The sequence below is a fragment of the Salipiger sp. genome, from assembly GCF_048261495.1.
Taxonomy (GTDB): Bacteria; Pseudomonadota; Alphaproteobacteria; order Rhodobacterales; family Rhodobacteraceae; genus Salipiger.
The window spans coordinates 557,946-581,489 of record NZ_JBLXFX010000002.1 but is presented as its reverse complement, the minus strand read 5'-3'; the positions used below and the strand labels follow the sequence as shown (position 1 = coordinate 581,489).

The window sequence follows — 23,544 nt, the reverse complement described above, 5'->3', positions numbered from 1 at the left end:
GCGCCCCCAAATGTTGTATGGTTGAACGATTCGACCGCCGCTTCTCCACAGAGGTCAGCGGCGCGTCACGCGCCGTTTTCCGCCTGCCATGCACGGGGATCGGCGAGGAAGGCCTCGACGGCGCCCAGGGTTCGGGCATCGAAGCCGCCGCGCAGCTTCGCCTCGGCCAGCACATCGTGCCAGGTGCAGAGATGGTGCAGCGTCACCCCGTGATCGCCCAGCGTCGTCTCGGTCTCCGGGAAGATGCCGTAATAGAAGATCACCGCGGTGTGGCCGCAGGTGGCCCCGGTCTCGCGGATGGCGTCGACAAAGCTCAGCTTGGAGCCGCCGTCGGTGGTCAGATCCTCCACCAGCAGCACCCGCTCGCCCTCGTGCATCGCGCCCTCGATGCGGGCATTGCGCCCGTAGCCCTTCGGCTTCTTGCGCACGTAGGTCATCGGCAGCGCCATGCGCTCCGCCACCAGCGCGGCAAAGGGGATGCCCGCGGTCTCGCCGCCGGCGATGTTGTCGAAGGCCTCGAACCCGGCATTGCGCATCACCGTCACCGTCAGGAAATCCATCAGGGTCGAGCGGATGCGCGGGTAGGAGATCAGCTTGCGGCAATCGATGTAGACCGGCGAGGGCAGGCCCGAGGCCAGCTTGAACGGCTCGGACCCCATGAAATGCACCGCCCCGATTTCCCACAGCATCCGGGCCGTCAGCCGGGCCATGTCTTCGGGGGAAGGATAGGACGAGGGGATCATGCGCGCGCTCCGGATTGAAAGACCGCGCTCCCTCTAGCGCGAAACCGCCCTGCCATGGAAGACCGGTCCGCATCTTCTTCGGTTCGGAAAATATCCCGGGGGAGTCGCCGCGCAGGCGGCGACGGGGGCAGCGCCCCCCTCCGGCTCCACCCTCCGGATGCCCCCTCCAACTCCCCTTCCGTCGCCCGCTACAGCCCCCCCTCCGGCTCAGCAGGTGGAATAGGCGCGCGCCCAGAACATCCGGTTGCCCATTGGATCGCTCACCCGCCGCTCCCGCAGATAGCGCCCGCCGAGCACATAGGCCTCCATCTCTCCGGCATTGCGGCAGGCCCAGCCCCGCGCCTCGCCCGAGACGTGCTGCACGTGATGCACCAGTTCGTGCAGCAGGATCTCGCGCCAGAGCGGGTTGTCGTGGGGGTCGTCATACTCCGCCGCGCCCTCGATCCCGCGGGCGTCGAGAATGTAGATCGTGCCGTGCGGCCCGTCGGTCACCGCGAAGAGCGCGTTCACCCGCTCGTCCACGCCGTCCTCGGGCATCAGGCTCGCGACTCCGCTGTAGAACTCCCGCGTCAGCTCGCGGGGAGAGAGTTCCAGCACCACGGGATGGGGCACATCCGCGATCTCGCGGGCCGAATGATCGGCGATCCAGTCCAGAAGGGCATCGATGAGCGCATCCATGAGAGAGGCTTCCCTGACCGTTCCTCCCGGCAAGGATGCTGCGCTCTCTGCGACCAAAGTCCCATGGCGCCGCGCGCCTCAGCTGCACGCCGCGCACCACTGCCCGCGAAACGGGCGCCTCCGCCGGAATTTCCGGCGGTCCGGAAAGCCTCAGACCACCCGCCAGTGCAGCGGGAACCCCGGATCGAAGACCGTCACCGGGCCTTCGCCGGTCTCGATCTTCGCCGGGTAGTCGACGGGCGCGCCCTTCTCCAGGGTGATGCGCTCCTCGTTGGCGGGCAGGCGGTAGAAGGCCGGTCCGTTCAGCGAGGCAAACGCCTCGAGCCGGTCGAGCGCGCCTTCCCGCTCGAAGACCTCGGCGAGGATGGACAGGGTGTTGGTCGCGGTGAAGCAGCCCGCGCAGCCGCAGGCGCTCTCCTTGTTCGGATCGGAGTGCGGCGCGCTGTCGGTGCCGAGGAACACCGCCCCGGACCCGCCGGTCGCGGCGGCCACCAGCGCGCGCCGATGCTCTTCGCGCTTGGCGACGGGCAGGCAGTAGTAATGCGGCTTGATGCCCCCGACGAGGATGTGGTTGCGGTTGATCACCAGGTGATGGGTGGTGATCGTCGCCCCGAGGTCGGGCCCGCCGGACATGGCATAGTCGGCGCCGTCCCGGGTGGTGATGTGCTCCATCACCACGCGCAGGCCGGGCGTGGCGCGGCGCAGCGGATCGAGGATGCGGTCGATGAACACCGCCTCGCGGTCGAAGATGTCGACCTCCGGCGTCACCACCTCGCCGTGCACGCAGAGCGGGACGCCGGCCTCGGCCATCGCGTCGAGCACCGGGCGCACCTTGTCGAAATCCCGCACGCCGGAGGCGGAATTGGTGGTCGCCCCGGCGGGATAGAGCTTTACCGCCGTGACGAGGCCGTCGGCATGGGCGCGCACCACGTCGGCGGGATCGGTCGCCTCGGTGAGATAGAGCGTCATCAAGGGCCGGAAGGCGGTGTCTCCGGGCAGGGCGGCAAGGATGCGCTCGCGATAGGCGGCGGCCTGGTCGCCCGTCACCACGGGGGGAACGAGGTTCGGCATGATGATCGCCCGCGCGAAATGGCGGGCGGTTTCGGGGGCCATGGCCTTCAGCATTGCGCCGTCGCGCAGGTGCAGGTGCCAGTCGTCGGGGCGTCGCAGCGTGATCCGGGTCATGCCTGCCCGGTAGCATGGCGCCGCCCGCCGGGCCAGCGCGATCTTTCGCCGGAAAATCCCGACCCCGCCCCGGCCTCAGCGCCCGCCGGCGCGCTCCGCGACGAGGTCCACCAGCACCTCCACGTCAAAGCTCAGCTGGTCCGGGTTGCCCATGCTCTCGCCGATGCCGAAGGCCCGGCGGTCGAGCGTCAGGCGGCCGGACATCTCGGCCCGGTCCCCGTCCAGCACCAGCTGGAAGGGCAGGGAGACCGGCACCTCGTGCCCCTTGAGCGACAGCGTCCCCTCGGCGACGTGGCCGTCGGCCGCCTTCATCAGGTCGGCCCGGAAGGTCGCGGTGGGAAACTGCGTCGCGTCGAAGAAATCCGGACCCATCGCCTGTTTCGTCACCGTGCCGAGCGTGAGCGAGGGCACCGCCACCTGCACCGTGACCTCGCCGGTCTTGCCGGGCCCGTCCTTGGGGGCAAAGTCGATCTCGGCCGTCCAGTCGGCAAAGCTGCCGCTGACCTCGGAGCCCATCTGTACCAGCCGGATCGCCAGCGTTCCCTCGCGCACCTGCCAGTCCGAGTCGACCTCGGCCAGCGTTGCCGCTTCGGCGGCCTCGGGCGCGAGAAGCCGCTGACCGATGCCGCCGCCGAGCACGGCGAGCCAGAACACCGCCGCCAGGGCCAGCGCGGCGAGGGGGGCGCCGTGATTGCCCTCCGTCCCGGCGGAGACGCCGCGCGCCATGCGCGCCAGCGTCGCGTCGCGATCGACCGCCGCGTGTTTCACCGCCCCCGCCACATGCAGGCCCAGCACCAGCACCAGCGCCCATTGCGCATAGAAATGCAGCGTGGCGAAGGTCTCGGCCAGGGCTTCGGATTTCGGCACCATCGGCAGGGATTGCCCGAGCGGCCAGAGGATCGGCGCAAAGCCGTCGGTGGCCGCATGTTCGATCCAGCCGGTCAGCGGCACCAGGATCAGCGCGCCGTAGAGCGACCAGTGCACCGTCTCGGCGACCAGGGTTTCCAGCCGCCGTGCGGGGTGCAGCGGCACCGGGCGGGGCTGCCCCAGCGCCCAGAGGATGCGCAGCACGGCCACCGCCAGCACGGCGATGCCGAGGGTCTTGTGCGCCGAGAACAGCTGCGCCTTGAGCGCGAGCTGCGCGTCGCTGTCCCAGGGCGCGAAATGGGCGATCCATCCCAGCGGAATCATCACGAGGATGCCCGCCGCGGTCAGCCAGTGCAGCCAGCGCGCGGCGGCGCCGTAGGAGGTGGAGGTGTTGGCAAGCGCCATGGCGGCGGCTCCTTGTCGTCTGAAACAGCAATTCGGGTTGCCGGCAAACCTAGCGATGCCGCGCCGCAGCGCAATGCCGTCCCGCGCACAGGTTCGGTGCATAGGCGTTGCGTGACAGTCGTATGACATATAAGGGAAGCGCCCAATCGAGGAGCTTGGAAGGACAGCCAGCATGAGCCGCGCATTCGTATTCCCCGGGCAGGGCGCCCAGTCCGTCGGCATGGGCCGCGCCCTGGCAGAGGCCTATCCCGCGGCACGGGCGGTCTTCGAAGAGGTCGACGACGCGCTCGGCGAAAAGCTCTCGGCGCTGATCTGGGAGGGGGACGCCGACACGCTGACCCTGACCGAGAACGCCCAGCCCGCGCTGATGGCGACATCGCTCGCCGCGATGCGCGCGCTCGAGGCCGAGGGCGTCGGCGTGGCGCAGGCGGCCTTTGTCGCCGGGCATTCGCTGGGGGAATACTCGGCCCTGACGGCGGCGGGCGCGCTCAGCGTCGCCGATGCCGCCCGGCTGCTGCGCATCCGCGGGCGCGCCATGCAGGCCGCGGTTCCGGTCGGGCAGGGCGCCATGGCGGCGCTGCTGGGCATGGACCTGACCCGCGCGCGGGCGGTGGCTGCCGAAGCGGCGCAGGGCGATGTCTGTGCCGCGGCCAATGACAACGACCCGATGCAGGTGGTGATCTCGGGTCACCGCGCCGCCGTGGCGCGGGCGGTGGAACTGGCCAAGGATCTCGGCGCCAAGCGCGCCATGCTGCTGCCGGTGAGCGCGCCCTTCCATTGCTCCCTGATGGCGCCCGCCGCCGAGGTGATGGCCGAGGCGCTGGACGACGTGTCGATCCGCGCGCCGCAGGTGCCACTGGTCGCCAACGTGATCGCTTCGGCGATCAGCGATCCGGCGACAATCCGTTCGCTGCTGGTCGAGCAGGTCACCGGGTCGGTGCGCTGGCGGGAATCGGTGGAATACATGGTCGCGCAGGGTGTCGACGAATTCTGGGAGATCGGCGCCGGCAAGGCGCTGTCCGGGATGATCCGGCGCATCCACAAGCCGGCCGTGGTGCGCAACGTCGGTGCGCCCGAAGATGTCACCGCGGCGGCCGAGGCGGTTCCGGCCTGACCTCGGCGCCCCTGCGTCGCCCCGGCGCGCGGGGCGGCGCGGTCCCTAGGGCCGCCGGCGGATCGCAGCGCCGGGCTTCGCCACGAGCAGCGCGGCAAGCGTCAGGCCCTGCGGCGTGACCGGCCAGGGCCAGCCCGCGAGCAGGCTCTCCAGCCCGGACAGGGGCGTGTCCGGCGTGGGGTCGGGGGTGACGCGGGCTTTTACGAACAACGCGTCCATGGGGCGGGTCTGACAGGGGAATTCGGCCTCAATATGGCATTGGTCTTGCCCCGTGGCGGTGCGGATGCGATAGGTCTGCGCCAATGAGGGACCGAGAAGGGGCTGGACCGGGATGTTCGATCTGACAGGAAAATGCGCGCTGGTGACCGGCGCATCGGGAGGCATCGGCGGAGCGATCGCGCGAGCGCTGCACGGCGCGGGTGCCACGGTGGGACTGTCCGGCACCCGCGAGGCGCCGCTGCAGGCGCTGGCCGAGGAACTGGGCGGGCGCGCGTTCGTGCTGCCCTGCAACCTGTCGGATCCCGAGGCCGTCGCCGCCCTGCCCAAGCAGGCCGCCGAGGCGATGGGAGCGGTCGACATCCTGGTCAACAATGCCGGGATCACCCGCGACAACCTGTTCATGCGCATGTCGGACGACGAATGGCAGTCGGTGCTGGACGTGAACCTGTCCTCGACCTTCCGGCTCTGCAAGGGCGTGATGCGCGGCATGATGAAGGCGCGCTGGGGCCGGATCGTGAACATCTCTTCGATCGTGGGGGCCACGGGCAACCCCGGGCAGGCCAATTACGCGGCCGCCAAGGCCGGGATGGTGGGCATGTCGAAGTCGCTTGCCTACGAGGTCGCCTCGCGCGGGATCACCGTCAACGCGGTGGCGCCGGGCTTTATCGAAACCGCGATGACGGACAAGCTGAACGACGATCAGAAGGCGGCGATCATGACGCAGATTCCGGCCGGCCGCATGGGCACGCCGGAAGAGATCGCGGCCGCCGTTCTCTATCTTTCGAGCAGCGAAGCCGCCTACGTGACGGGCGCCACGCTGCACGTCAACGGCGGCATGGCGATGCTTTGAGCGGGGCGTGAAAGGCAGGGGCGGAAAGCATTTGCCATCACGTGCGCGTGTGATATAGGCGCGCAAGGAATGGGCCCCGTGGTGTATATCTCGGGGTCGGGTCCGCTTGACAGGTGGGCCGACCGGCATCCACCCCAAGCGGGCGGGGCAGACAAGGGGCCATCCGGCCCGGAGACATGTGAGGACAAGACATGAGCGATATTCCTGATCGCGTGCGCAAGATCGTCGTCGAGCATCTGGGCGTCGAAGAGGACAAGGTCACCGAAAGCGCGTCGTTCATCGACGATCTGGGTGCCGACAGCCTCGACACCGTGGAACTGGTGATGGCGTTCGAAGAAGAGTTCGGCATCGAGATTCCGGACGACGCGGCCGAGACGATCCAGACCTTCGGCGACGCGGTCAAGTTCATCAAGGAAGCCTCCTGAGGCCTCCGGTCCGGTCTCACCGGGTACGATAGTCGAAACGGCGCCCCTCGGGCGCCGTTTTCGTTTGTTCCGCCGCTGTTCGGGGGCGGGGACGGCATACGGCGCTCGTGCCTCCGGCACATCGCCCCGCCCGCCGTCCCGTCATCGGCTCAGTTCGCGCCGGGCTGGTAGAGCGGCACTGTCGAGATCGCCAGCTTGGCCGATCCGTCCGTCAGCTCCGCCGCGTGCACGAGGTAGATCAGCGTCTGGTTCGCCTCGTCGAAGATCCGCTTCACCCGCAGCGATTTCCAGATGATCGAGCGCGAGGTGCGGAACACGTCCTCGCCATCCTCGCTGCGGTCGATGTCGCCGACGGTGATCGGCCCGGTCTGCCGGCAGGCGATGGAGGCGTTCGAGGGATCCTCGAACCAGTTGCCCTTGGACAGCCTGTCCAGCAGGCCCCGGTCGAAATAGGCGACGTGGCAGGTCACGCCCTGCACCTTCGGATCGGCGACGGCCTCGATCAGGATGTCATTGCCGACCCAGTCCACCCCGACCTCGCCGACCTGCTCGGCACCGGACATGAGGGGAACCAGGCAGAGCGCGGCGGCGAGGCGGAGGGTTTTCATGGGGTCGTCCTTTCGAGGGCGCTGGCGCGTCGGGAATCCGGGTCAGAAGATGACCCGACCATGATCCCCGATATCGGGCGTGTCACCCGTGATATTGGCCTTGGCGATCTCGTAGAGGAAGCTTGCCCCGCCGTCACCGGACCAGACCTCGGCCTCGTGCGGGGTGAATTTCACCAACTGGATCGAGCTGTCCTTGCGCCCGTCCTCGAACCAGGCGGCGGCGACGGCGTTCCAGATCTCGTCCAGTTTCCTGCCGTCGTTCACCACCGTGAGCGTGCCGAAGACGTTGGCATAAAGATGCGCCTTCGAATCGGCAACGTGGAACGAGGCCTCGCCGCCGCCGGACGCGGCGCGATCCGCCGCCGTGCCCTTGGCGGTGATGAACCAGATGGCGGTCGCCTCTTCGTCCGGGGTCGGGGACATCGGCACCGGGCGCTCTCCGTCGGCGGCCAGAAGGCCGGCCCGCACATCGGCAAGCTGCTTCCAGAAGGCGTGTTTCAGATCCTTGGTCATGGGTCTCTCCTTTGTCTCTTTCGTCGGAGGGGAAACGCCGAATGACCCGGTGCTGTTCCTTGCTCTTGACGGGGCTCTTGACGGGCGGGCGATCCCGGGCCTATATTTGAACAAACGTTCAATAAACGCCGGGGGAGGGCGACGGAATGTTCACCGCAGCAATGACATTCGATCTGGGCGAAGACGTGAACGCCCTGCGCGACATGGTGCACCGCTGGGCGCAGGACCGTGTCCGCCCGCTTGCCGACGAGGTCGACCGCGACAATGTCTTTCCCGCAGCACTCTGGCGCGAGATGGGCGAACTTGGCCTGCTGGGAATCACCGTGCCCGAGGAATACGGCGGCGCGGGCATGGGCTATCTCGCCCATGTCATCGCGGTGGAGGAGATCGCGCGCGCCTCGGCCTCGGTTTCATTGTCCTACGGCGCGCATTCCAACCTCTGCGTGAACCAGATCAAGCTGAACGGCACCGACGCGCAGCGGCGCAAGTACCTGCCGGGGCTGATCTCGGGCGAACACGTCGGCGCGCTGGCGATGTCCGAAGCCGGGGCCGGTTCCGACGTGGTGGGCATGAAATTGCGGGCCGAAAAGCGCAATGACCGCTACGTGCTGAACGGCAACAAGTACTGGATCACCAACGGGCCGGACGCCGACACGCTGGTGGTCTACGCCAAGACCGATCCCGAGGCCGGATCGAAGGGCATCACCGCCTTCCTGATCGAAAAATCCATGACGGGTTTCAGCACCTCGAAGCATTTCGACAAGCTCGGGATGCGCGGATCGAACACCGCCGAGCTGATCTTCGAGGACGTGGAAGTGCCCTTCGAGAACGTCCTCGGGGAGGAGGGCAAGGGCGTGCGCGTGCTGATGTCGGGTCTCGACTACGAACGCGTGGTGCTCGCCGGGATCGGCACCGGCATCATGGCCGCCTGCCTGGACGAGATCATGCCCTACATGGCCGAACGCAAGCAGTTCGGCCAGCCCATCGGGTCGTTCCAGCTCATGCAGGGCAAGATCGCCGACATGTACACCGCGATGAATTCCGCCCGCGCCTATGTCTACGAGGTGGCCAAGGCCTGCGACCGGGGCGACGTGACCCGGCAGGATGCGGCGGCCTGCTGCCTCTATGCCTCGGAACAGGCGATGGTGCAGGCGCATCAGGCGGTGCAGGCGATGGGCGGTGCGGGCTTTCTTGCCGATGCGCCGGTCGCGCGGCTGTTCCGCGATGCCAAGCTGATGGAGATCGGGGCCGGCACCTCGGAAATCCGGCGGATGCTGGTGGGGCGCGAGCTGCTCGCGGCGATGGGCTGAGCGATGGGACTGGGCAGCGGGACGATTTTTGCTAGGCTGGGGGCATTCGATCGCCTGTCGCGTTGCTATGGAGTGTTCCATGAAAACCCTGTTGTCCGCCCTCTTTCTCACCCTGCTTCTGCCCCTCGGGGCCTCGGCCGCCTCGCGCGATGCCGCGACGCTGGAGCGCTGCGTCACGACGCAATCCTCCGGCTCCAAGGCCCGCACGCTTCAGGCCTGCCTCGGCAGATTTGCCTGCAACGATCAGACCACCATCGGCATCGCGGAATGCCTGATGCGCGAACAGCGCGCCTGGGACGAGCTGCTCAATGCCTGGTGGGCGCCGATGAAGGCGCGGGCGCAGAAGAACGGCAGCTGGAACCGGCTGCTCGCCTCGCAGCGCAAGTGGATCAAGGATCGCGACGCGGAATGCGCGCGCCGCTACGAAGAGGCCGGGGGCGGCTCGATCCGGGTCATCTGGGGCGCGGAATGCCAGCGCGATCTGACCGCGAAGAAGGCGGTGGATTTCTTCTTCGACCTCTACCGCTGAGCCACCGCGCCGCGCGTGACGCACGCGGGCCGGGTGCGGCCGGCGACCGGGAGAGCTGCGCGCGCCGGGCCGGAGGGCGGGGGCATGCATGGCCCGCGTGATGCCCGGAGGCCGGGCGCTTCTGGTGCTCGGGGCGCTGCTGGCCCTTGCGGTGGTGATCGCCTTCCGGGCGGGGCAGGAGGCGGCGGCGCTCGGGCCGTCGGAACTGATCGCGGCGGTCGCCCGCACCTACGAGGAGGAGACCGGCGCGCCGGGCCTTTGTTCGGGCCGTCCCGGCGACGGGCGGATCTGGCTGGTGGTCGCCTGCGACGGCGCGTCGGGCCGGGTGGTCTACAGCGTCGACAGGCTGGGGCGGATCACCGCCCGCGACAGGGAGGGGAGGCCCGAAACATGAGACCGATCTTGCAGGGACAGGACCATGCGCGGATGCGGGAGGCGTTCGACCGTGCATTGCCCGCGCGGCTCAACATGGCGCGCCAGGTCTGCGACGAGTGGGCCGCGCGGGAGCCGGAGCGCGTGGCGATCCTGGAGCATGGCGGCGACGCGGTGAGCTTCGGCGCGCTGGCGCTGCTGTCGCGCCGGGTGCAGGCGGCGCTGGAGGTGCGGGGAGTGACCCGCGGCGACCGGGTCGGGGTGCTGCTCTCGCAATCCCCGCTCTGCGCGGCGGCGCATGTGGCCTGCTGGCGGATGGGGGCGATTTCGGTCCCTCTGTTCAAGCTGTTCCGCGAGGATGCCCTGCGCACCCGCCTCGACGACAGCGGCGCGCGGGTGGTGGTGACCGACGACGAGGGCGCGGAGATGCTCGTCTCCTTCGATCTGGACGTGGTGACGGACCTGCCCGGGGTGCCGTCCGATGCGCCCTGCGCCGACACCGGTCCCGACGATCCGGCCATCATCATCTATACCTCGGGCACGACCGGCAAACCGAAGGGCGCGCTGCACGGGCACCGGGTTCTGACCGGCCACCTGCCGGGGGTCGAGATCAGCCACGATCTGCTGGGGCAGGCGGGCGACGTGCTCTGGACGCCGGCGGACTGGGCCTGGATCGGCGGGCTGTTCGACGTGGCGATGCCGGGGCTCGCGATCGGCGTGCCGGTGGTCGCCGCGCGGATGCGGAAATTCTCGGTCGGGGAATGTCTCGACATCTGCCGCGACAACGGCGTGCGCAACGTCTTCTTTCCGCCCACCGCCCTGCGGATGCTCAAGGCCGAGGGCGCGGCGCTGCCGGGGCTGCGCTCCGTCGCCTCGGGCGGAGAGCCGCTGGGGGCCGAAATGCTGGCCTGGGGGCGCGAGGCGTTCGGCCTCGTCATCAACGAATTCTACGGGCAGACCGAATGCAACATGGTCGCCAGTTCCTGCGCCGCGCTCTACCCGCCGCGCCCCGGCTTCATCGGCCGGCCGGTGCCGGGGCACGAGGTCGCGGTGATCGACGCCGAGGGCCGCAGGACCGAGGCCGAGGGCGACGTGGCCGTAAGGCGAGGTTCGGCTTCCATGATGCTGGAATATTGGAACAATCCCGCCGAGACGGCGGCAAAGTTCCGGGGCGATTGGCTGGTGACGGGGGATCGCGGGATCTTCGAGGGCGAAGAACTGCGCTTTGTCGGACGCGAGGATGACGTCATCACCAGCGCGGGCTACCGCATCGGCCCGGCCGAGATCGAGGATTGCCTGCTGACCCATCCGGGCGTCGCCACCTGCGGCGTGGTGGGCAAGCCCGACCCGCTGCGCACCGAGATCGTCAAGGCCTACGTGGTGCGCAAACCGGGGGCCGACGTTGCCGCCGACGAGCTTCGCGCATGGGTCAGGGAACGTCTCGCAACCTATTCATGTCCCAGGGAAATCCAGTTTCTGGATGCGTTGCCGATGACCGTGACCGGCAAGGTGATCCGCAAGGAGCTGAAGCGCCGCGCGGCAGAGGAGGCACCGGAATGCCGGGAGCCGTGAACCACCGGGCGGGGGTGCCGATGCGGCGCCCTGCGCCCGAGCCCGGGGGACCGCCGATCCCCGCCCGCAAAGGGGCGAAACCCGGCGTACCGCCGATGGTCCCGTGGAGGCCGGCGGTGGCCATGCTCTTTCCCGAAGTCGTCCGCGTGGAGGAAATCCGATGAAACTGATGTCGAGGGCACTGCCCGGCTCCGAAGCCTTTCAACGCAATCGCGAGGGGCATCTCGAAGCCCTGCGCGTCGTGCGGGAGGCGGCGGAGCTTGCGGCCGAGGGCGGGGGCGCGAAGGCGCGCGACCGGCACCTGTCACGTGGCAAGATGCTGCCGCGCGAGCGGGTGGCGAACCTGCTCGATCCCGGCTCGCCGTTTCTCGAGATCGGCGCCACGGCGGCGCATGGTCTCTATGATGGCGCCGCCCCCTGCGCGGGGGTGATCGCGGGCATCGGCCGGGTCGAGGGCCGCGAGGTCATGGTGGTGTGCAACGACGCCACGGTGAAGGGCGGCACCTATTATCCGCTGACGGTCAAGAAGCACCTGCGCGCGCAGGAGATCGCCGAGGAGAACCATCTTCCCTGCGTCTACCTGGTCGACAGCGGCGGCGCGAACCTGCCCAACCAGGACGAGGTCTTTCCCGACCGCGACCACTTCGGCCGGATCTTCTACAACCAGGCGCAGATGAGCGCCAAGGGCATCCCGCAGATCGCCGTGGTGATGGGGTCCTGCACGGCGGGCGGCGCCTATGTGCCGGCGATGTCGGACGTGACGATCATCGTGAAGGAACAGGGCACGATCTTTCTTGCCGGGCCGCCGCTGGTCAAGGCGGCGACGGGCGAGGTGGTGACGGCCGAGGACCTCGGCGGCGGCGACGTGCACACGCGCCTCTCCGGCGTGGCGGATTACCTGGCCGAGGACGACGGCCATGCGCTGGCCCTGGCGCGGCGCGCGGTCGCCTCGCTCGGGGCGCGACGCGACGACGCGAATTCGGTGGCGCCGGAAGCGCCGGCCTACGACCCCGAGGAGATCCTGGGCGTGGTTCCCGCCGACCTGCGCACGCCCTACGACATCCGCGAGGTCATCGCGCGGGTGGTCGACGGCTCGCGGCTGGACGAGTTCAAGGCGCGCTTCGGCGAGACGCTGGTGACCGGGTTCGCCCATGTGGAGGGCATGCCGGTGGGCATCGTCGCCAACAACGGCGTGCTGTTCTCGGAAGCCGCGCAGAAGGGCGCGCATTTCATCGAGCTCTGCTCGCAGCGGGGCATTCCGCTGGTGTTCCTGCAGAACATCACCGGCTTCATGGTCGGGCGGAAATACGAGAACGAGGGCATCGCGCGGCACGGTGCGAAGATGGTGACGGCGGTGGCGACCACCGCGGTCCCCAAGATCACCATGCTGGTCGGTGGCTCCTTCGGGGCCGGGAACTACGGCATGGCGGGGCGGTCCTACCAGCCGCGGTTTCTGTGGACCTGGCCCAATTCGCGCATCTCGGTGATGGGCGGGGAGCAGGCGGCGGGGGTGCTGGCGACGGTGCGGCGCGACGCGATCGAGCGGGGCGGCGGCGCCTGGTCGGCCGAGGAGGAGGCGGAGTTCAAGCGCCCGACGGTCGAGATGTTCGAGCGCCAGTCGCACCCGCTCTACGCCTCGGCACGGCTCTGGGACGACGGCATCGTCGATCCGCGCAAGACCCGCGCGGTGCTGGCCCTGTCGCTGCGCGCCGCCCGCAACGCCCCGGTCCGGGAGACACGCTTCGGCGTGTTCCGGATGTGACGGGCCGTGGCGGCGGGGTCGAGACGGCCCCGAAGTCGCAGTGGGGGCGCTGCCCCCGTCCGCCGCGGGCGGACTCCCCCGGGATACCGGGGGCCAGAAGAAATCCGGGAATGGGAAGGGGCGAGCATGTTTGACACGATCCTGATTGCGAACCGGGGCGAGATCGCCTGCCGGGTCATGCGGACGGCCCGCGCCATGGGGCTGCGGGTGGTGGCGGTCTGTTCGGAGGCCGATCTCGGCGCGGCGCATGTGGCGATGGCCGATGCCTTCGTCTGCATCGGCGGTGCCGCACCGGCCGAGAGCTACCTGCGGGGCGAGCGCATCGTCGAGGCGGCGCTGCAGACCGGCGCGCAGGCGATCCATCCGGGCTATGGCTTCCTGTCCGAGAACCCCGGCTTCGTGGAGATGGTCGAGGCGGCGGGGCTGGTCTTTGTCGGGCCGTCGGCTCCGGCGATCCGGGCGATGGGGCTCAAGGATGCGGCGAAGCGGCTGATGGACGAGGCCGGGGTGCCGGTGGTGCCGGGCTACCTGGGCGAGGACCAGGATCCGGCGCTGCTGGCGGCGGAGGCCGGGCGGATCGGCTACCCGGTGCTGATCAAGGCGGTGGCCGGGGGCGGCGGCAAGGGCATGCGGCTGGTCGAGGCGCCCGACGCCTTTGCCGACGCGCTGGACGGCGCGCGGGCCGAGGCGCGCGGCGCGTTCGGCAACGACGCGGTGCTGATCGAGAAATACATCGAACAGCCGCGCCACATCGAGGTGCAGGTCTTTGGCGACGGCACCCGGGCGGTCCACCTCTTCGAGCGGGATTGTTCGCTGCAGCGGCGCCACCAGAAGGTGATCGAGGAGGCGCCCGCGCCGGGCATGACCGCCGAGATGCGCGCCGCCATGGGCGAGGCCGCCGTGCGTGCCGCCGAGGCGATCGGCTACAAGGGCGCGGGGACGGTGGAATTCATCGTCGACGGTGCGAACGGGCTGCGCCCCGACGGCTTCTGGTTCATGGAGATGAACACCCGCCTGCAGGTCGAGCATCCGGTGACGGAGCTGATCACCGGGATCGACCTCGTGGAGTGGCAGTTGCGGGTGGCCGCCGGGGAGGCGCTGCCGGCCCGGCAGGAGGATCTGACGATCTCGGGCCATGCCTTCGAGGCGCGGCTCTATGCCGAGGACGTGCCCGCAGGGTTCCTTCCGGCCACCGGGAAGCTGGCGCATCTGGCCTTCCCCGAAGGCGTTCGGGCGGACAGCGGCGTGCGCAGCGGGGATGTGATCTCGCCGCACTACGACCCGATGATCGCGAAGGTCATCGTGCACGGCCCGACACGGGAAATCGCCCTGAAGCGGCTCGCGCGCGGGCTGGCCGGGACCGAGGTCGCCGGCACGGTCACCAACCTTGCATTCCTCGGTGCGCTGGCGGCGCATCCGGGGTTCGGCGCGGGCGAGGTGGACACCGGTCTCATCGGGCGGGATCTGGCGCGGCTGAGCGCGGCGCCCGAGGTGTCACCGGCGCTGGTCGCGCGGGCGGCGCTGGCGGTGTCGGGGCTGGACGCGCAGGCGGGCCCGCTCGCGGGGTTCGCGCTCTGGCAGCCGCTGGCGCGGGGGCTGACCCTGCGGCGCGGCGAGGAGGATCTGCCCTGCGTGCTGCGCGCCGAGGGGCCGGACCGCATCGGGATCGAGGTGGCCGGGGCGCGGGTTCTGGCCGAGCGCATCGGCGGGTGCTGGCGGCTCGACGGGGCGCCGGCCCCGGCGGTGCATGTCTCGGACGGGCGGGTCACGGTGTTCGACCGCTACGGCGTGGCCTTCGACATCGTCGATCCGCTGGCGCGGGATGCGCTGGCGCACGGCGGTACGGGGCTGATCGAGGCGCCGATGCCGGGGCGGGTGGTGTCGGTCCATTGCGCCGCGGGGGAGGCGGTTTCGGCCGGGGACCGGCTGGCCGTTCTGGAGGCGATGAAGATGGAGCACACGCTGGTGGCGCCGCGCGACGGCGTGGTGGCCGAACTGCTGGTCGCGGCGGGCGACCAGGTCGAGGCCGGGGCGGCGCTGGTGCGGCTCGAGGAGGAAGAGGAGGAGAGCGCCGCATGATCCGTCTGCATCACGTGCCGCAATCGCGTTCCATGCGGGTGCTGTGGCTGCTTCACGAGCTGGAGGTCTCGTTCGAGGTCGTCCTGCACCCCTTCGACAAGAGCCTGCGCAGTCCCGATTACCTGACGCTGTCTCCGGCCGGGCGGGTGCCCGCGCTGGAGATCGAGGGCGAGCGGATGTTCGAATCCGGCGCCATGATGGAGTATCTCTGCGAACGGTTCCCGGATGCCGGGATGGGCCGGGCGCCGGGCACGCCGGACCGCATGGCCTGGCTGTGCTGGCTGCATTTCGCCGAGACCGTGTCGCAGCATTGCGCCGCCCTGACCCAGCAGCACCTGATGCTGCGCGAGGATCACATGCGCTCGCCCACGGTGATGAAGCTGGAGGCGGCGCGGCTGGCCAAGTGCTACGACGCCATCGAGGCGCGGCTGTCGACGCCGATCGAGCGGCGCGACCATCTGCTGACCTCGGGGTTTTCCGCCGTCGACGTGGCGGTGGGGCAGGCGGTCTACATGGCGCGGCATTTCCGGACGCTCGACGATCATCCCGAAGTGGCGGCGTGGTACGCGCGGATCACCGAGCGCGAAGGCTTCCGGCAGGCGCTGCCGGAGGCGGGGACGCGGCTCTATCCGCAGCCGTTCTACCCGGTGCCGGCGGTCTGAACCGGCGGAGCGCGCCCTGAGGCGCGCGCAGGGCGTCTCGATGCCTGCCGGGGCAGGCCTCTCGGGCGGGCGCCCGTGGCGAGAGCAGGCCGGGCCGGAGGGGCCGGGCGGCGTGGGGAAGACAAGCGCGATGACGAAGGACGAAGGAGGCGAGATGACGGAACGGGTCGAGATCTTCGAGGTGGGGCCTCGGGACGGGTTGCAGAACGAGGCGCGGGCGATTCCGGTGGCCGAGAAGATCGCGCTGGTCGACTGCCTCGGGCGGGCGGGTTTCCGGCGCATCGAATGCGCCAGTTTCGTGAGTCCGAAATGGGTGCCGCAGATGGCGGGCTCCGCCGAGGTTCTGGCGGGAATCGCGCGCGTGCCGGGGGTTTCCTACGCCGCCCTGACGCCCAACCTTCGCGGCTTCGAGGCGGCGGTGGCGGCGCGGGCGGACGAGGTGGCGATCTTCGGGTCCGCCTCCGAGGCCTTCTCGCGCGCCAATATCAACGCCTCCATCGACGAGAGCCTCGAACGCTTCCGCCCGGTGGCGGAGGCGGCGCGGGCCGCGGGCATTCCGGTGCGGGGCTATGTCTCCTGCGCGGTGGACTGTCCCTATGACGGTACGGTGGCGCCTGCGGCGGTGGTGCGGGTGGCGACGGAGCTGCACGCCATGGGCTGCTACGAGGTCTCGCTTGCCGACACCCTCGGGCGGGGCGTGCCAGAGGCGGTGGACGCGATGCTGGCCGCGGTGCTGGAGGCGCTGCCGGCGTCATTCCTCGCCGGGCATTTCCACGACACGGGGGGGCGGGCGCTCGACAATGTCGAGGTGGCGCTGGCGCGGGGGCTGCGGGTCTTCGACGCGGCGGTCGGCGGGCTGGGCGGTTGCCCCTATGCGCCGGGGGCCGCCGGGAACGTCGCGACCGAGGCTGTGGCGGCGCGCTGTGCCGCGCTCGGCCACGAGACCGGGCTCGACCTGCGGGTTCTGGAGGAGGCCGCGGCGATGGCGCGGGCGATGCGGGGCTGAGAGCCGCCGCGCAGACAGGGGGCGGCGCCGGGGCGCGCCGCGGAAAGGGACGGAACATGGACAATATCGCGGTCGAGATCGACGGGCGGGGGGTGGCGCAGCTGCGCCTTGCGCGGGCGGAAAAGCACAACGCCCTTTCGGCGCAGATGATGACCGAGCTGGAAGCCGCCGCGCGGGCGCTGGCGGAGGACGACACGGTCCGGGTGGTGGTGCTCTCGGCCGAGGGGCGGACCTTCTGCGCGGGCGGGGACCTTGCCTGGATGCGCGAGCAGTTCGGCATGGACGACCACACCCGCCGCATTGAATCGCGCCGCATCGCCACCGCGCTCGGGGCGCTTGCCGCCCTGCCGCAGCCGCTGATCGGGCGCATCCACGGCAATGCCTTCGGCGGCGGTGTCGGGCTGGTGGCGGTCTGCGACATGGCGATCGGGGCCGAGGGCCTGACGATGGGCTTCACCGAGACCCGGCTGGGGCTGATCCCGGCCAATATCGGCCCCTACGTGATCGCCCGCATGGGCGGGGTGCGCGCCCGCGAGGTCTTCATGAACGCACGGCTCTTCGGCGCGCAGGAGGCGGTGCGCCTCGACCTGCTGAACCGCGTCGTCGCGCCCGAGGCGCTGGACGCGGCGGTCGAGGAGGCGGTCGCGCCCTATCTCGCCTGCGCGCCGGGGGCGGTGCGCGATGCCAAGGCGCTGCTCGTGACGCTGGCGGGCCGGGTGAGCGAGGCGGAGGTCGACCTGGCGGTGGATGCGCTGGCCCGCCGCTGGGAGAGCGCGGAAGCCCGCGAGGGAATCGCGGCCTTCCTCGACAAGCGCCCCGCCGCGCGGGCCTGAGCCCGGCGTGCCGTCGGCGCGGGCGGGCCCGGCCGTGCCCCGGCGCACCCGCCCCGGCGCCCCCGCGCGCGGCGCTGACGGCACCGAGTCCCGCGCGGCGATGCTTTTGTATGCGACGGTCGACGGAAAAAATGTCGCAACTTCGCCGTGCAGGACGGCTGGCTTTGTTTATGTGTTTGGCTCAAAAGCGTTTTGGCGGGGTGCAAAACTGCCGGGCGATTGTTGACCCCGCTTCGACACGGCGATAAGTCACGATTAGCACGGCTGCATCGCCATGGTTTCCGCGCCGGACCCCCGGCGCGCCTCGCAAAGGAGCCACCCAGTGGAAGAATTGCTGCGGGAATATCTGCCCATCCTCGTATTTCTGGCCGTCGCGGTCGGTCTGGGCGCGGTCCTGATCCTTGCTGCCGTGGTGCTCGCGGTGCGCAATCCGGACCCGGAAAAGGTCTCGGCCTACGAATGCGGGTTCAACGCCTTCGACGACGCGCGGATGAAATTCGACGTGCGCTTCTACCTGGTGTCGATCCTCTTCATCATCTTCGATCTCGAAATCGCCTTCCTCTTCCCCTGGGCCACGGCCTTCAAGGACGTGAGCATGGTCGGCTTCTGGTCGATGATGGTGTTCCTTGCCGTGCTGACCATCGGCTTTGCCTACGAATGGAAGAAAGGGGCACTCGAATGGGAGTGATGACCGGAGCCAACACCGCAGGGGGCGACCGGGAGGTCGCGGTCCAGGCGCTGAACCGGGAGCTTTCGGACAAGGGCTTTCTGCTGACCACGGTGGATGACGTCATCAACTGGGCGCGCACCGGCTCGCTGCACTGGATGACCTTCGGCCTGGCCTGCTGCGCGGTCGAGATGATGCAGACCTCGATGCCGCGCTACGATCTGGAACGCTTCGGCACCGCGCCGCGCGCGAGCCCGCGCCAGTCCGACCTGATGATCGTGGCCGGCACCCTGACCAACAAGATGGCGCCGGCGCTGCGCAAGGTCTACGACCAGATGCCGGAACCGCGCTACGTGATCTCGATGGGCTCCTGCGCCAACGGCGGGGGCTATTACCACTACAGCTATTCCGTGGTGCGCGGCTGCGACCGGATCGTGCCGGTCGACGTCTACGTGCCGGGCTGTCCTCCGACGGCCGAGGCGCTGCTCTACGGGCTGATGGCATTGCAGAAGAAAATCCGCCGCACCGGCACGATCGTGCGCTGAGCGGGGCGGGGAGAGGCAAGATGACCGACGCACTGAACGAACTGGGCGCCCATATCGAAATGAAGCGGCCCGATTGCGTGCTGGGCTGGGACGTGACCCATGGCGAGCTGAACCTGGACGTGACCCCGGCCAACATCGTCGGCCTGGTCGAGTTCCTCAAGGCGGATGCGACTTGCCGGTTCTCGTCGCTGGTGGATGTGACCGCGGTGGATTACCCGCAGCGGCCCAAGCGCTTCGACGTGGTCTATCATTTCCTGTCGATGTACCAGAACCACCGGATCCGCCTGCGGGTGTCGATCCGCGAGGACGAGATCGTGCCCTCGATCACCGCCGTGCACCCCAGCGCGAACTGGTTCGAGCGCGAGGTGTTCGACATGTTCGGCATCCTGTTCTCGGGGCACCCGGACCTGCGCCGCATCCTCACCGACTACGGCTTCCGCGGGCACCCGCTGCTCAAGGATTTCCCGACGACGGGCTATGTCGAGGTGCGCTATGACGAAGAGCAGAAGCGCGTGGTCTACGAACCGGTGAGCCTGGTGCAGGAATACCGGCAGTTCGATTTCATGTCGCCGTGGGAAGGTGCGCAATACGTGCTGCCCGGCGACGAAAAGGCGGAGGCCGGGAAGTGACCGAATTTTCGACGAAAATTCGCGGCTGCACCGGATGCGCGCACGAGGAGGCACTGTGATGGACGGCTCCAACGGCTTCGAAGACGTCATGACCGGCGAGCAGAAGATCCGCAATTTCAACATCAACTTCGGCCCCCAGCACCCTGCCGCCCACGGCGTGCTGCGTCTGGTGCTGGAGCTTGACGGCGAGATCGTGGAACGCTGCGACCCGCATATCGGCCTGCTGCACCGCGGCACGGAAAAGCTCATGGAGAGCCGGACCTACCTGCAGAACCTGCCGTATTTCGACCGTCTCGACTATGTCGGGACGATGAACCAGGAACATGCCTGGTGTCTCGCCATCGAACGGCTCACCGGGGTCGTGGTGCCGCGTCGCGCGCAGCTGATCCGGGTGCTCTACTGCGAGATCGGGCGCATTCTGAACCACCTGCTGAACGTGACCACGCAGGCCATGGACGTGGGCGCACTGACGCCGCCGCTCTGGGGCTTCGAGGAACGCGAGAAGCTGATGGTGTTCTACGAACGGGCCTGCGGCGCGCGTCTGCACGCCGCCTATTTCCGGCCCGGCGGGGTTCACCAGGATCTGCCGCCCAAGCTGATCGACGACATCGACGACTGGTGCGTGGCCTTCGGCCCGATCCTCCAGGACATCGACGACCTGCTGACCGAGAACCGCATCTTCAAGCAGCGCAATGCCGACATCGGCGTGGTGACCGAAGAGGACATCCAGCTCTACGGTTTCTCCGGGGTGATGGTGCGCGGGTCCGGCTTCGCCTGGGACCTGCGGCGCTCGCAGCCCTACGAATGCTACGACGAGTTCGACTTCCGCATTCCCGTCGGCAAGAACGGCGACTGCTACGACCGCTACCTCTGCCGCATGGCCGAGATGCGCGAGAGCGTGAAGATCATGCGCCAGGCCTGCGCCAAGCTGAAGCTGCCGGAAAACCAGGGCGACATCCTGGCGCGCGGCAAGGTCACGCCGCCGAAGCGCTCCGAGATGAAGACCTCGATGGAGGCGCTCATCCACCACTTCAAGCTCTATACCGAGGGCTTCCACGTCCCCGCGGGCGAGGTCTATGCCTGCGTCGAGGCGCCCAAGGGCGAATTCGGCGTCTATCTCGTGTCGGACGGCAGCAACAAGCCCTACCGCGCCAAGCTGCGCGCGCCCGGCTTCCTGCATCTGCAGAGCATGGATCACATGTGCAAGAACCACCAGCTTGCCGACGTCGCGGCGATCCTCGGCTCGCTTGACATCGTGTTCGGCGAAGTCGACCGCTGACGGCACACTCCGCGAAGGCGGGGCAACAACAAGAACGAGGGACGAGACGAGTGATGCTGATGAAAACCCTGGGATGTCTGACGGGACTGGTCCTGGTCGCGGGCTGCGCCCTGCCTCCGAAGGGGATCGACGAGAACGACATGCTGGCCTTCGACGAGGCCGTGGCCTCGATCGGCTGCGCGTTGCGGACCGAACCGGATTACCTCCCGGTGGAGCTTCAGACCGGGCTCACCCGCGAGGAGGTCCAGAAGATCGCCGCCTACCGCGTGACCTCCAAGCAGGGTGTCCAACTCGAGGACGGCACCTTCCGTCTGGTGACCGGTCCCTGCACCCCTGCCGCAGTCGCACCGGCGACCGCGCCCGCCCTATGATGTCCCGGCGGCCCGATGCGGCCGCCGCGGAAGATGCCACAGAACGGGGCGCACCCGAGCGCCCGCCAGAGACCGGAGCCCGCTGACCGATGCTGCGCCGCCTGCACCCTGACCAGCCCGATAGCTTTGCCTTCACCCCTGCCAACCTGGCCTGGGCCGAGGCGCAGATCACCAAGTATCCCGAGGGCCGCCAGGCCAGCGCCATCATTCCGCTGCTCTGGCGCGCGCAGGAACAGGAGGGCTGGCTGACCCGTCCCGCCATCGAGGGCGTCGCCGAGATGCTCGGCATGGCCTATATCCGCGCGCTGGAGGTGGCGACCTTCTACTTCATGTTCCAGCTTCAGCCGGTCGGCTCGGTGGCCCATATCCAGGTCTGCGGCACCACTTCCTGCATGATCTGCGGCGCCGAGGACCTGATCGGCGTCTGCAAGGACAAGATCGCGCCCAAGGCGCATGCGCTGTCCGCCGACGGCAAGTTCTCGTGGGAAGAGGTCGAATGCCTCGGCTCCTGCGCCAACGCGCCCATGGCCCAGATCGGCAAGGATTACTACGAGGATCTCACCGCCGCCCGCATGGCCGAGATCATCGACGAGCTGGCCGCCGGCAAGGTGCCGGTGCCCGGTCCGCAGAACGGCCGCTACGGCTCCGAACCGCTGTCGGGCCTGACCTCGCTCACCGAATTCGAGGCCGGCAAGCACCAGTACAACGCCTCGGTGCAGCTCGCGACCGACATCAACGACACGGTCAAGCGCATCGACGGCACCGAAGTGCCGCTGCGCGCGCCCTGGCGCGACCGGTCGGACGAGCAGGGCGATGCGGTGCCCGACACCCACGCCCCGGTCCTGCACGACGGCGCGCCCGCCGACAGCACCGGCATCGACAAGCGCGAGGCGCCGGTCGAGGGCACCGGCGGCCCGGTCGCGGATGCCACCGGCAATGCGGCGAATGCCGCCCCCGAGGTCGGAACCCGGCCGCAGGCGCTCGACGCCGCGCGCGAGGGCGGTGCCGACGATCTCAAGATGATCAAGGGTGTCGGTCCGAAGCTCGAACAGCTTCTCAACAACCTCGGCTTCTATCATTTCGACCAGATTGCCGGCTGGAACGACGAAGAGCTTGCCTGGGTCGACAGCAATCTGGAAGGGTTCAAGGGCCGGGCGAGCCGCGACGAATGGGTGACGCAGGCACGGCTTCTGGCCGACGGGGGAGAGACGGAATTCTCGGCCCGCGCGAAAAAGGACGATATCTACGATACGTGATCGGGACAGGTAAGCGGGGAGACGGGAAATGACGATGGACAGCGGATGCACGCGCAAGTGCTGGATGACCGCCGGGGGGATCGGACTCGTGGTGGCGCTGTTCGCGCTGTCCGCGGGCAAGGGCGTGTTCGCCGCGATCCTGCTCGGGCTGATCACCTGCGGCCTTCTGGGCCTGCTGTTCACGTGGTTGTTCTGTGCCCCGGTGCCCAAGGTCTCGGTCACGAAGCCCACCGCGGCCCCGGCGCCGGTTGCCGCGCCGGTCGCTGCCGCACCGGCCCCGGCCCCTGCCGCGAGCCCGGCTGTCGAGGCGCCCGCTCCGGCGGCCGAGCCTTCCGCTCCGGCGGCCGAACCGGTCGCCGCGACACCGCCCGCGCCCGCCGCGGCGGAGCCGGCCTCCGCCAGCGTCATCAAGCCGAGCAAGCCGCTTGCCGGGCAGGACGATCTGGCCGCGCGCAAGGGTAGCTGGAAATACGAGGGGGAGGGCGCTTCGGCCCCCGCCGCCGCTCCCGCTCCCGTCTCGGCCGAGGTCGTGACCGAGGGTGCGGGCACCAAGCCGCAGGCCCTGTCCGGCCCGCGCGACGGCGGGGCGGACAACCTCAAGGAAATCAAGGGCGTCGGTCCGAAACTGGAAGAGCTGCTGCACGAGCTGGGCATCTTCCATTTCGACCAGATCGCCGGCTGGTCCCCCGCCGAGGTGGCGTGGATGGACAGCAACCTCAAGGGGTTCAAGGGCCGCGTATCGCGTGACGACTGGATCGGCCAGGCAGGAATTCTCGCCGCGGGCGGAGAGACGGAGTTCTCCACCCGCGTCGACAAGGGCGGCGTCTACTGACGCGGCCGCATCGTGAGCAGGGACCAGGATCATAACCGGCAGGGCCGCATCATCGCGCTTGTCATTGCCGGGACCGGACTGGGATGGCTCGGGGTGACGTTTTTGGGTGAGGCGCTGGACTGGAGCCAGCGCACGAGGGCCTTTTTCGACCTGGCGGCGATCGCCGGGTTCGGAACGGCGATATGGATGATCTACGGGCTCTGGCGTGCCCGCCAGAAAGACAAGGACTGAAG

General features: G+C 69.2%; 27 protein-coding genes. 20 read left to right on the top strand and 7 right to left on the bottom strand.

Features of this window, described 5'->3' with window-relative positions:
* Positions 1-65: 65 nt before the first annotated feature.
* The 4 genes from ACN0RJ_RS06315 to ACN0RJ_RS06300 all read right to left on the bottom strand — a co-directional run bounded on the left by ACN0RJ_RS06315 (position 66) and on the right by ACN0RJ_RS06300 (position 3,878).
* Positions 66-743, bottom strand: a complete 678-nt coding sequence (locus ACN0RJ_RS06315; RefSeq protein ID WP_417723724.1) for an orotate phosphoribosyltransferase — start codon at positions 741-743, stop codon at positions 66-68.
* 207 nt (positions 744-950) lie between these two features.
* Positions 951-1,421 carry a hypothetical protein gene (locus ACN0RJ_RS06310; protein WP_417721920.1) on the bottom strand — a complete coding sequence of 157 codons (471 nt, stop codon included), beginning with the start codon at positions 1,419-1,421 and terminating at the stop codon, positions 951-953.
* A 150-nt stretch (positions 1,422-1,571) separates the two neighbouring features.
* Positions 1,572-2,606: a dihydroorotase gene (gene pyrC / locus ACN0RJ_RS06305; RefSeq protein ID WP_417723723.1), complete on the bottom strand. Its 1,035-nt coding sequence runs from the start codon at positions 2,604-2,606 to the stop codon at positions 1,572-1,574.
* A 75-nt stretch (positions 2,607-2,681) separates the two neighbouring features.
* Entirely contained in the window at positions 2,682-3,878 is a 1,197-nt protein-coding gene (locus tag ACN0RJ_RS06300) for a cytochrome b/b6 domain-containing protein (RefSeq protein ID WP_417721922.1), read from the bottom strand.
* Between the two features lie 172 nt (positions 3,879-4,050).
* Between ACN0RJ_RS06300 and fabD the strand changes: the two genes are divergently transcribed.
* Positions 4,051-4,992 (top strand): ACP S-malonyltransferase, encoded by a 942-nt coding sequence (gene fabD, locus ACN0RJ_RS06295; RefSeq protein ID WP_417723722.1) that lies wholly within the window; start codon positions 4,051-4,053, stop codon positions 4,990-4,992.
* 45 nt (positions 4,993-5,037) lie between these two features.
* On the opposite strand, the gene ACN0RJ_RS06290 is transcribed toward fabD, so the two are convergent.
* On the bottom strand, positions 5,038-5,202 hold the full coding sequence (locus ACN0RJ_RS06290; protein ID WP_417723721.1) for a hypothetical protein: 165 nt from the start codon (positions 5,200-5,202) through the stop codon (positions 5,038-5,040).
* Positions 5,203-5,323: 121 nt separating this feature from the next.
* Here ACN0RJ_RS06290 and fabG point away from each other — a divergent pair, with 121 nt between their 5' ends.
* Together fabG and ACN0RJ_RS06280 are read left to right on the top strand one after the other, a co-directional pair.
* Entirely contained in the window at positions 5,324-6,061 is a 738-nt protein-coding gene (gene fabG / locus ACN0RJ_RS06285) for a 3-oxoacyl-ACP reductase FabG (RefSeq protein ID WP_417723720.1), read from the top strand.
* 191 nt (positions 6,062-6,252) lie between these two features.
* A complete protein-coding gene (locus tag ACN0RJ_RS06280; protein ID WP_007800270.1) occupies positions 6,253-6,486 on the top strand; it encodes an acyl carrier protein in 234 nt (77 codons plus the stop codon).
* A 149-nt stretch (positions 6,487-6,635) separates the two neighbouring features.
* Here the strand turns inward: ACN0RJ_RS06280 and ACN0RJ_RS06275 are convergent, their stop codons facing one another.
* Together ACN0RJ_RS06275 and ACN0RJ_RS06270 are read right to left on the bottom strand one after the other, a co-directional pair.
* Positions 6,636-7,094 carry a CreA family protein gene (locus ACN0RJ_RS06275; RefSeq protein WP_417721926.1) on the bottom strand — a complete coding sequence of 153 codons (459 nt, stop codon included), beginning with the start codon at positions 7,092-7,094 and terminating at the stop codon, positions 6,636-6,638.
* A 42-nt stretch (positions 7,095-7,136) separates the two neighbouring features.
* Positions 7,137-7,607 carry a pyridoxamine 5'-phosphate oxidase family protein gene (locus tag ACN0RJ_RS06270; RefSeq protein ID WP_417723719.1) on the bottom strand — a complete coding sequence of 157 codons (471 nt, stop codon included), beginning with the start codon at positions 7,605-7,607 and terminating at the stop codon, positions 7,137-7,139.
* A gap of 146 nt (positions 7,608-7,753) precedes the next feature.
* Here ACN0RJ_RS06270 and ACN0RJ_RS06265 point away from each other — a divergent pair, with 146 nt between their 5' ends.
* The 17 genes from ACN0RJ_RS06265 (at position 7,754) to ACN0RJ_RS06185 (ending at position 23,542) form a co-directional block, all read left to right on the top strand.
* Positions 7,754-8,917 carry an isovaleryl-CoA dehydrogenase gene (locus tag ACN0RJ_RS06265; RefSeq protein ID WP_417721928.1) on the top strand — a complete coding sequence of 388 codons (1,164 nt, stop codon included), beginning with the start codon at positions 7,754-7,756 and terminating at the stop codon, positions 8,915-8,917.
* A gap of 79 nt (positions 8,918-8,996) precedes the next feature.
* Complete coding sequence (locus tag ACN0RJ_RS06260) at positions 8,997-9,446, top strand: lysozyme inhibitor LprI family protein (RefSeq protein WP_417723718.1); 450 nt, start codon at positions 8,997-8,999, stop codon at positions 9,444-9,446.
* Positions 9,447-9,534: 88 nt separating this feature from the next.
* Positions 9,535-9,840, top strand: coding sequence for a hypothetical protein (locus ACN0RJ_RS06255; protein WP_417723717.1), 306 nt, complete (start codon positions 9,535-9,537; stop codon positions 9,838-9,840).
* The gene (locus ACN0RJ_RS06250; protein WP_417723716.1) at positions 9,837-11,390 is read left to right on the top strand and encodes an AMP-binding protein; all 1,554 of its coding nucleotides are present in this window, start codon (positions 9,837-9,839) and stop codon (positions 11,388-11,390) included. Before ACN0RJ_RS06255 ends, ACN0RJ_RS06250 begins: the two co-directional genes overlap by 4 nt.
* A 160-nt stretch (positions 11,391-11,550) precedes the next feature.
* A complete protein-coding gene (locus ACN0RJ_RS06245; RefSeq protein WP_417721932.1) occupies positions 11,551-13,152 on the top strand; it encodes a carboxyl transferase domain-containing protein in 1,602 nt (533 codons plus the stop codon).
* A gap of 126 nt (positions 13,153-13,278) precedes the next feature.
* Positions 13,279-15,231: an acetyl/propionyl/methylcrotonyl-CoA carboxylase subunit alpha gene (locus ACN0RJ_RS06240; protein WP_417723715.1), complete on the top strand. Its 1,953-nt coding sequence runs from the start codon at positions 13,279-13,281 to the stop codon at positions 15,229-15,231.
* On the top strand, positions 15,228-15,893 hold the full coding sequence (locus tag ACN0RJ_RS06235; RefSeq protein WP_417723714.1) for a glutathione S-transferase family protein: 666 nt from the start codon (positions 15,228-15,230) through the stop codon (positions 15,891-15,893). The genes ACN0RJ_RS06240 and ACN0RJ_RS06235 overlap by 4 nt, the downstream gene beginning before the upstream one ends.
* A 154-nt stretch (positions 15,894-16,047) precedes the next feature.
* Complete coding sequence (locus tag ACN0RJ_RS06230) at positions 16,048-16,899, top strand: hydroxymethylglutaryl-CoA lyase (protein WP_417723769.1); 852 nt, start codon at positions 16,048-16,050, stop codon at positions 16,897-16,899.
* Between the two features lie 56 nt (positions 16,900-16,955).
* Complete coding sequence (locus ACN0RJ_RS06225; protein ID WP_417723713.1) at positions 16,956-17,732, top strand: crotonase/enoyl-CoA hydratase family protein; 777 nt, start codon at positions 16,956-16,958, stop codon at positions 17,730-17,732.
* A gap of 322 nt (positions 17,733-18,054) precedes the next feature.
* Positions 18,055-18,420 (top strand): NADH-quinone oxidoreductase subunit A, encoded by a 366-nt coding sequence (locus ACN0RJ_RS06220; RefSeq protein ID WP_417721936.1) that lies wholly within the window; start codon positions 18,055-18,057, stop codon positions 18,418-18,420.
* Entirely contained in the window at positions 18,411-18,944 is a 534-nt protein-coding gene (locus ACN0RJ_RS06215; protein WP_417721937.1) for a NuoB/complex I 20 kDa subunit family protein, read from the top strand. Before ACN0RJ_RS06220 ends, ACN0RJ_RS06215 begins: the two co-directional genes overlap by 10 nt.
* Before the next feature lie 20 nt (positions 18,945-18,964).
* Positions 18,965-19,573: an NADH-quinone oxidoreductase subunit C gene (locus tag ACN0RJ_RS06210; protein ID WP_417721938.1), complete on the top strand. Its 609-nt coding sequence runs from the start codon at positions 18,965-18,967 to the stop codon at positions 19,571-19,573.
* Positions 19,574-19,631: 58 nt separating this feature from the next.
* Complete coding sequence (locus ACN0RJ_RS06205) at positions 19,632-20,852, top strand: NADH-quinone oxidoreductase subunit D (protein WP_417721939.1); 1,221 nt, start codon at positions 19,632-19,634, stop codon at positions 20,850-20,852.
* A gap of 53 nt (positions 20,853-20,905) precedes the next feature.
* The gene (locus tag ACN0RJ_RS06200) at positions 20,906-21,223 is read left to right on the top strand and encodes a hypothetical protein (protein WP_417721940.1); all 318 of its coding nucleotides are present in this window, start codon (positions 20,906-20,908) and stop codon (positions 21,221-21,223) included.
* Positions 21,224-21,312: 89 nt separating this feature from the next.
* Entirely contained in the window at positions 21,313-22,479 is a 1,167-nt protein-coding gene (locus tag ACN0RJ_RS06195; protein WP_417721941.1) for an NADH-quinone oxidoreductase subunit E, read from the top strand.
* 28 nt (positions 22,480-22,507) lie between these two features.
* Entirely contained in the window at positions 22,508-23,311 is an 804-nt protein-coding gene (locus ACN0RJ_RS06190; protein ID WP_417723712.1) for an endonuclease, read from the top strand.
* A gap of 12 nt (positions 23,312-23,323) precedes the next feature.
* Positions 23,324-23,542, top strand: a complete 219-nt coding sequence (locus ACN0RJ_RS06185) for a DUF5337 domain-containing protein (RefSeq protein ID WP_417721943.1) — start codon at positions 23,324-23,326, stop codon at positions 23,540-23,542.
* Positions 23,543-23,544: the final 2 nt, after the last annotated feature.

What these genes read in the sequence shown, in the direction of transcription:
- ACN0RJ_RS06315 (WP_417723724.1), bottom strand. Translation starts at nt 743, where the DNA reads ATGATCCCCTCGTCCTATCCTTCCCCCGAAGACATGGCCCGGCTGACG.
- ACN0RJ_RS06310 (WP_417721920.1), bottom strand. Translation starts at nt 1,421, where the DNA reads ATGGATGCGCTCATCGATGCCCTTCTGGACTGGATCGCCGATCATTCG.
- pyrC (WP_417723723.1), bottom strand. Translation starts at nt 2,606, where the DNA reads ATGACCCGGATCACGCTGCGACGCCCCGACGACTGGCACCTGCACCTG.
- ACN0RJ_RS06300 (WP_417721922.1), bottom strand. Translation starts at nt 3,878, where the DNA reads ATGGCGCTTGCCAACACCTCCACCTCCTACGGCGCCGCCGCGCGCTGG.
- fabD (WP_417723722.1), top strand. Translation starts at nt 4,051, where the DNA reads ATGAGCCGCGCATTCGTATTCCCCGGGCAGGGCGCCCAGTCCGTCGGC.
- fabG (WP_417723720.1), top strand. Translation starts at nt 5,324, where the DNA reads ATGTTCGATCTGACAGGAAAATGCGCGCTGGTGACCGGCGCATCGGGA.
- ACN0RJ_RS06280 (WP_007800270.1), top strand. Translation starts at nt 6,253, where the DNA reads ATGAGCGATATTCCTGATCGCGTGCGCAAGATCGTCGTCGAGCATCTG.
- ACN0RJ_RS06275 (WP_417721926.1), bottom strand. Translation starts at nt 7,094, where the DNA reads ATGAAAACCCTCCGCCTCGCCGCCGCGCTCTGCCTGGTTCCCCTCATG.
- ACN0RJ_RS06270 (WP_417723719.1), bottom strand. Translation starts at nt 7,607, where the DNA reads ATGACCAAGGATCTGAAACACGCCTTCTGGAAGCAGCTTGCCGATGTG.
- ACN0RJ_RS06265 (WP_417721928.1), top strand. Translation starts at nt 7,754, where the DNA reads ATGTTCACCGCAGCAATGACATTCGATCTGGGCGAAGACGTGAACGCC.
- ACN0RJ_RS06260 (WP_417723718.1), top strand. Translation starts at nt 8,997, where the DNA reads ATGAAAACCCTGTTGTCCGCCCTCTTTCTCACCCTGCTTCTGCCCCTC.
- ACN0RJ_RS06255 (WP_417723717.1), top strand. Translation starts at nt 9,535, where the DNA reads ATGGCCCGCGTGATGCCCGGAGGCCGGGCGCTTCTGGTGCTCGGGGCG.
- ACN0RJ_RS06250 (WP_417723716.1), top strand. Translation starts at nt 9,837, where the DNA reads ATGAGACCGATCTTGCAGGGACAGGACCATGCGCGGATGCGGGAGGCG.
- ACN0RJ_RS06245 (WP_417721932.1), top strand. Translation starts at nt 11,551, where the DNA reads ATGAAACTGATGTCGAGGGCACTGCCCGGCTCCGAAGCCTTTCAACGC.
- ACN0RJ_RS06240 (WP_417723715.1), top strand. Translation starts at nt 13,279, where the DNA reads ATGTTTGACACGATCCTGATTGCGAACCGGGGCGAGATCGCCTGCCGG.
- ACN0RJ_RS06235 (WP_417723714.1), top strand. Translation starts at nt 15,228, where the DNA reads ATGATCCGTCTGCATCACGTGCCGCAATCGCGTTCCATGCGGGTGCTG.
- ACN0RJ_RS06230 (WP_417723769.1), top strand. Translation starts at nt 16,048, where the DNA reads ATGACGGAACGGGTCGAGATCTTCGAGGTGGGGCCTCGGGACGGGTTG.
- ACN0RJ_RS06225 (WP_417723713.1), top strand. Translation starts at nt 16,956, where the DNA reads ATGGACAATATCGCGGTCGAGATCGACGGGCGGGGGGTGGCGCAGCTG.
- ACN0RJ_RS06215 (WP_417721937.1), top strand. Translation starts at nt 18,411, where the DNA reads ATGGGAGTGATGACCGGAGCCAACACCGCAGGGGGCGACCGGGAGGTC.
- ACN0RJ_RS06210 (WP_417721938.1), top strand. Translation starts at nt 18,965, where the DNA reads ATGACCGACGCACTGAACGAACTGGGCGCCCATATCGAAATGAAGCGG.
- ACN0RJ_RS06205 (WP_417721939.1), top strand. Translation starts at nt 19,632, where the DNA reads ATGGACGGCTCCAACGGCTTCGAAGACGTCATGACCGGCGAGCAGAAG.
- ACN0RJ_RS06200 (WP_417721940.1), top strand. Translation starts at nt 20,906, where the DNA reads ATGCTGATGAAAACCCTGGGATGTCTGACGGGACTGGTCCTGGTCGCG.
- ACN0RJ_RS06195 (WP_417721941.1), top strand. Translation starts at nt 21,313, where the DNA reads ATGCTGCGCCGCCTGCACCCTGACCAGCCCGATAGCTTTGCCTTCACC.
- ACN0RJ_RS06190 (WP_417723712.1), top strand. Translation starts at nt 22,508, where the DNA reads ATGACGATGGACAGCGGATGCACGCGCAAGTGCTGGATGACCGCCGGG.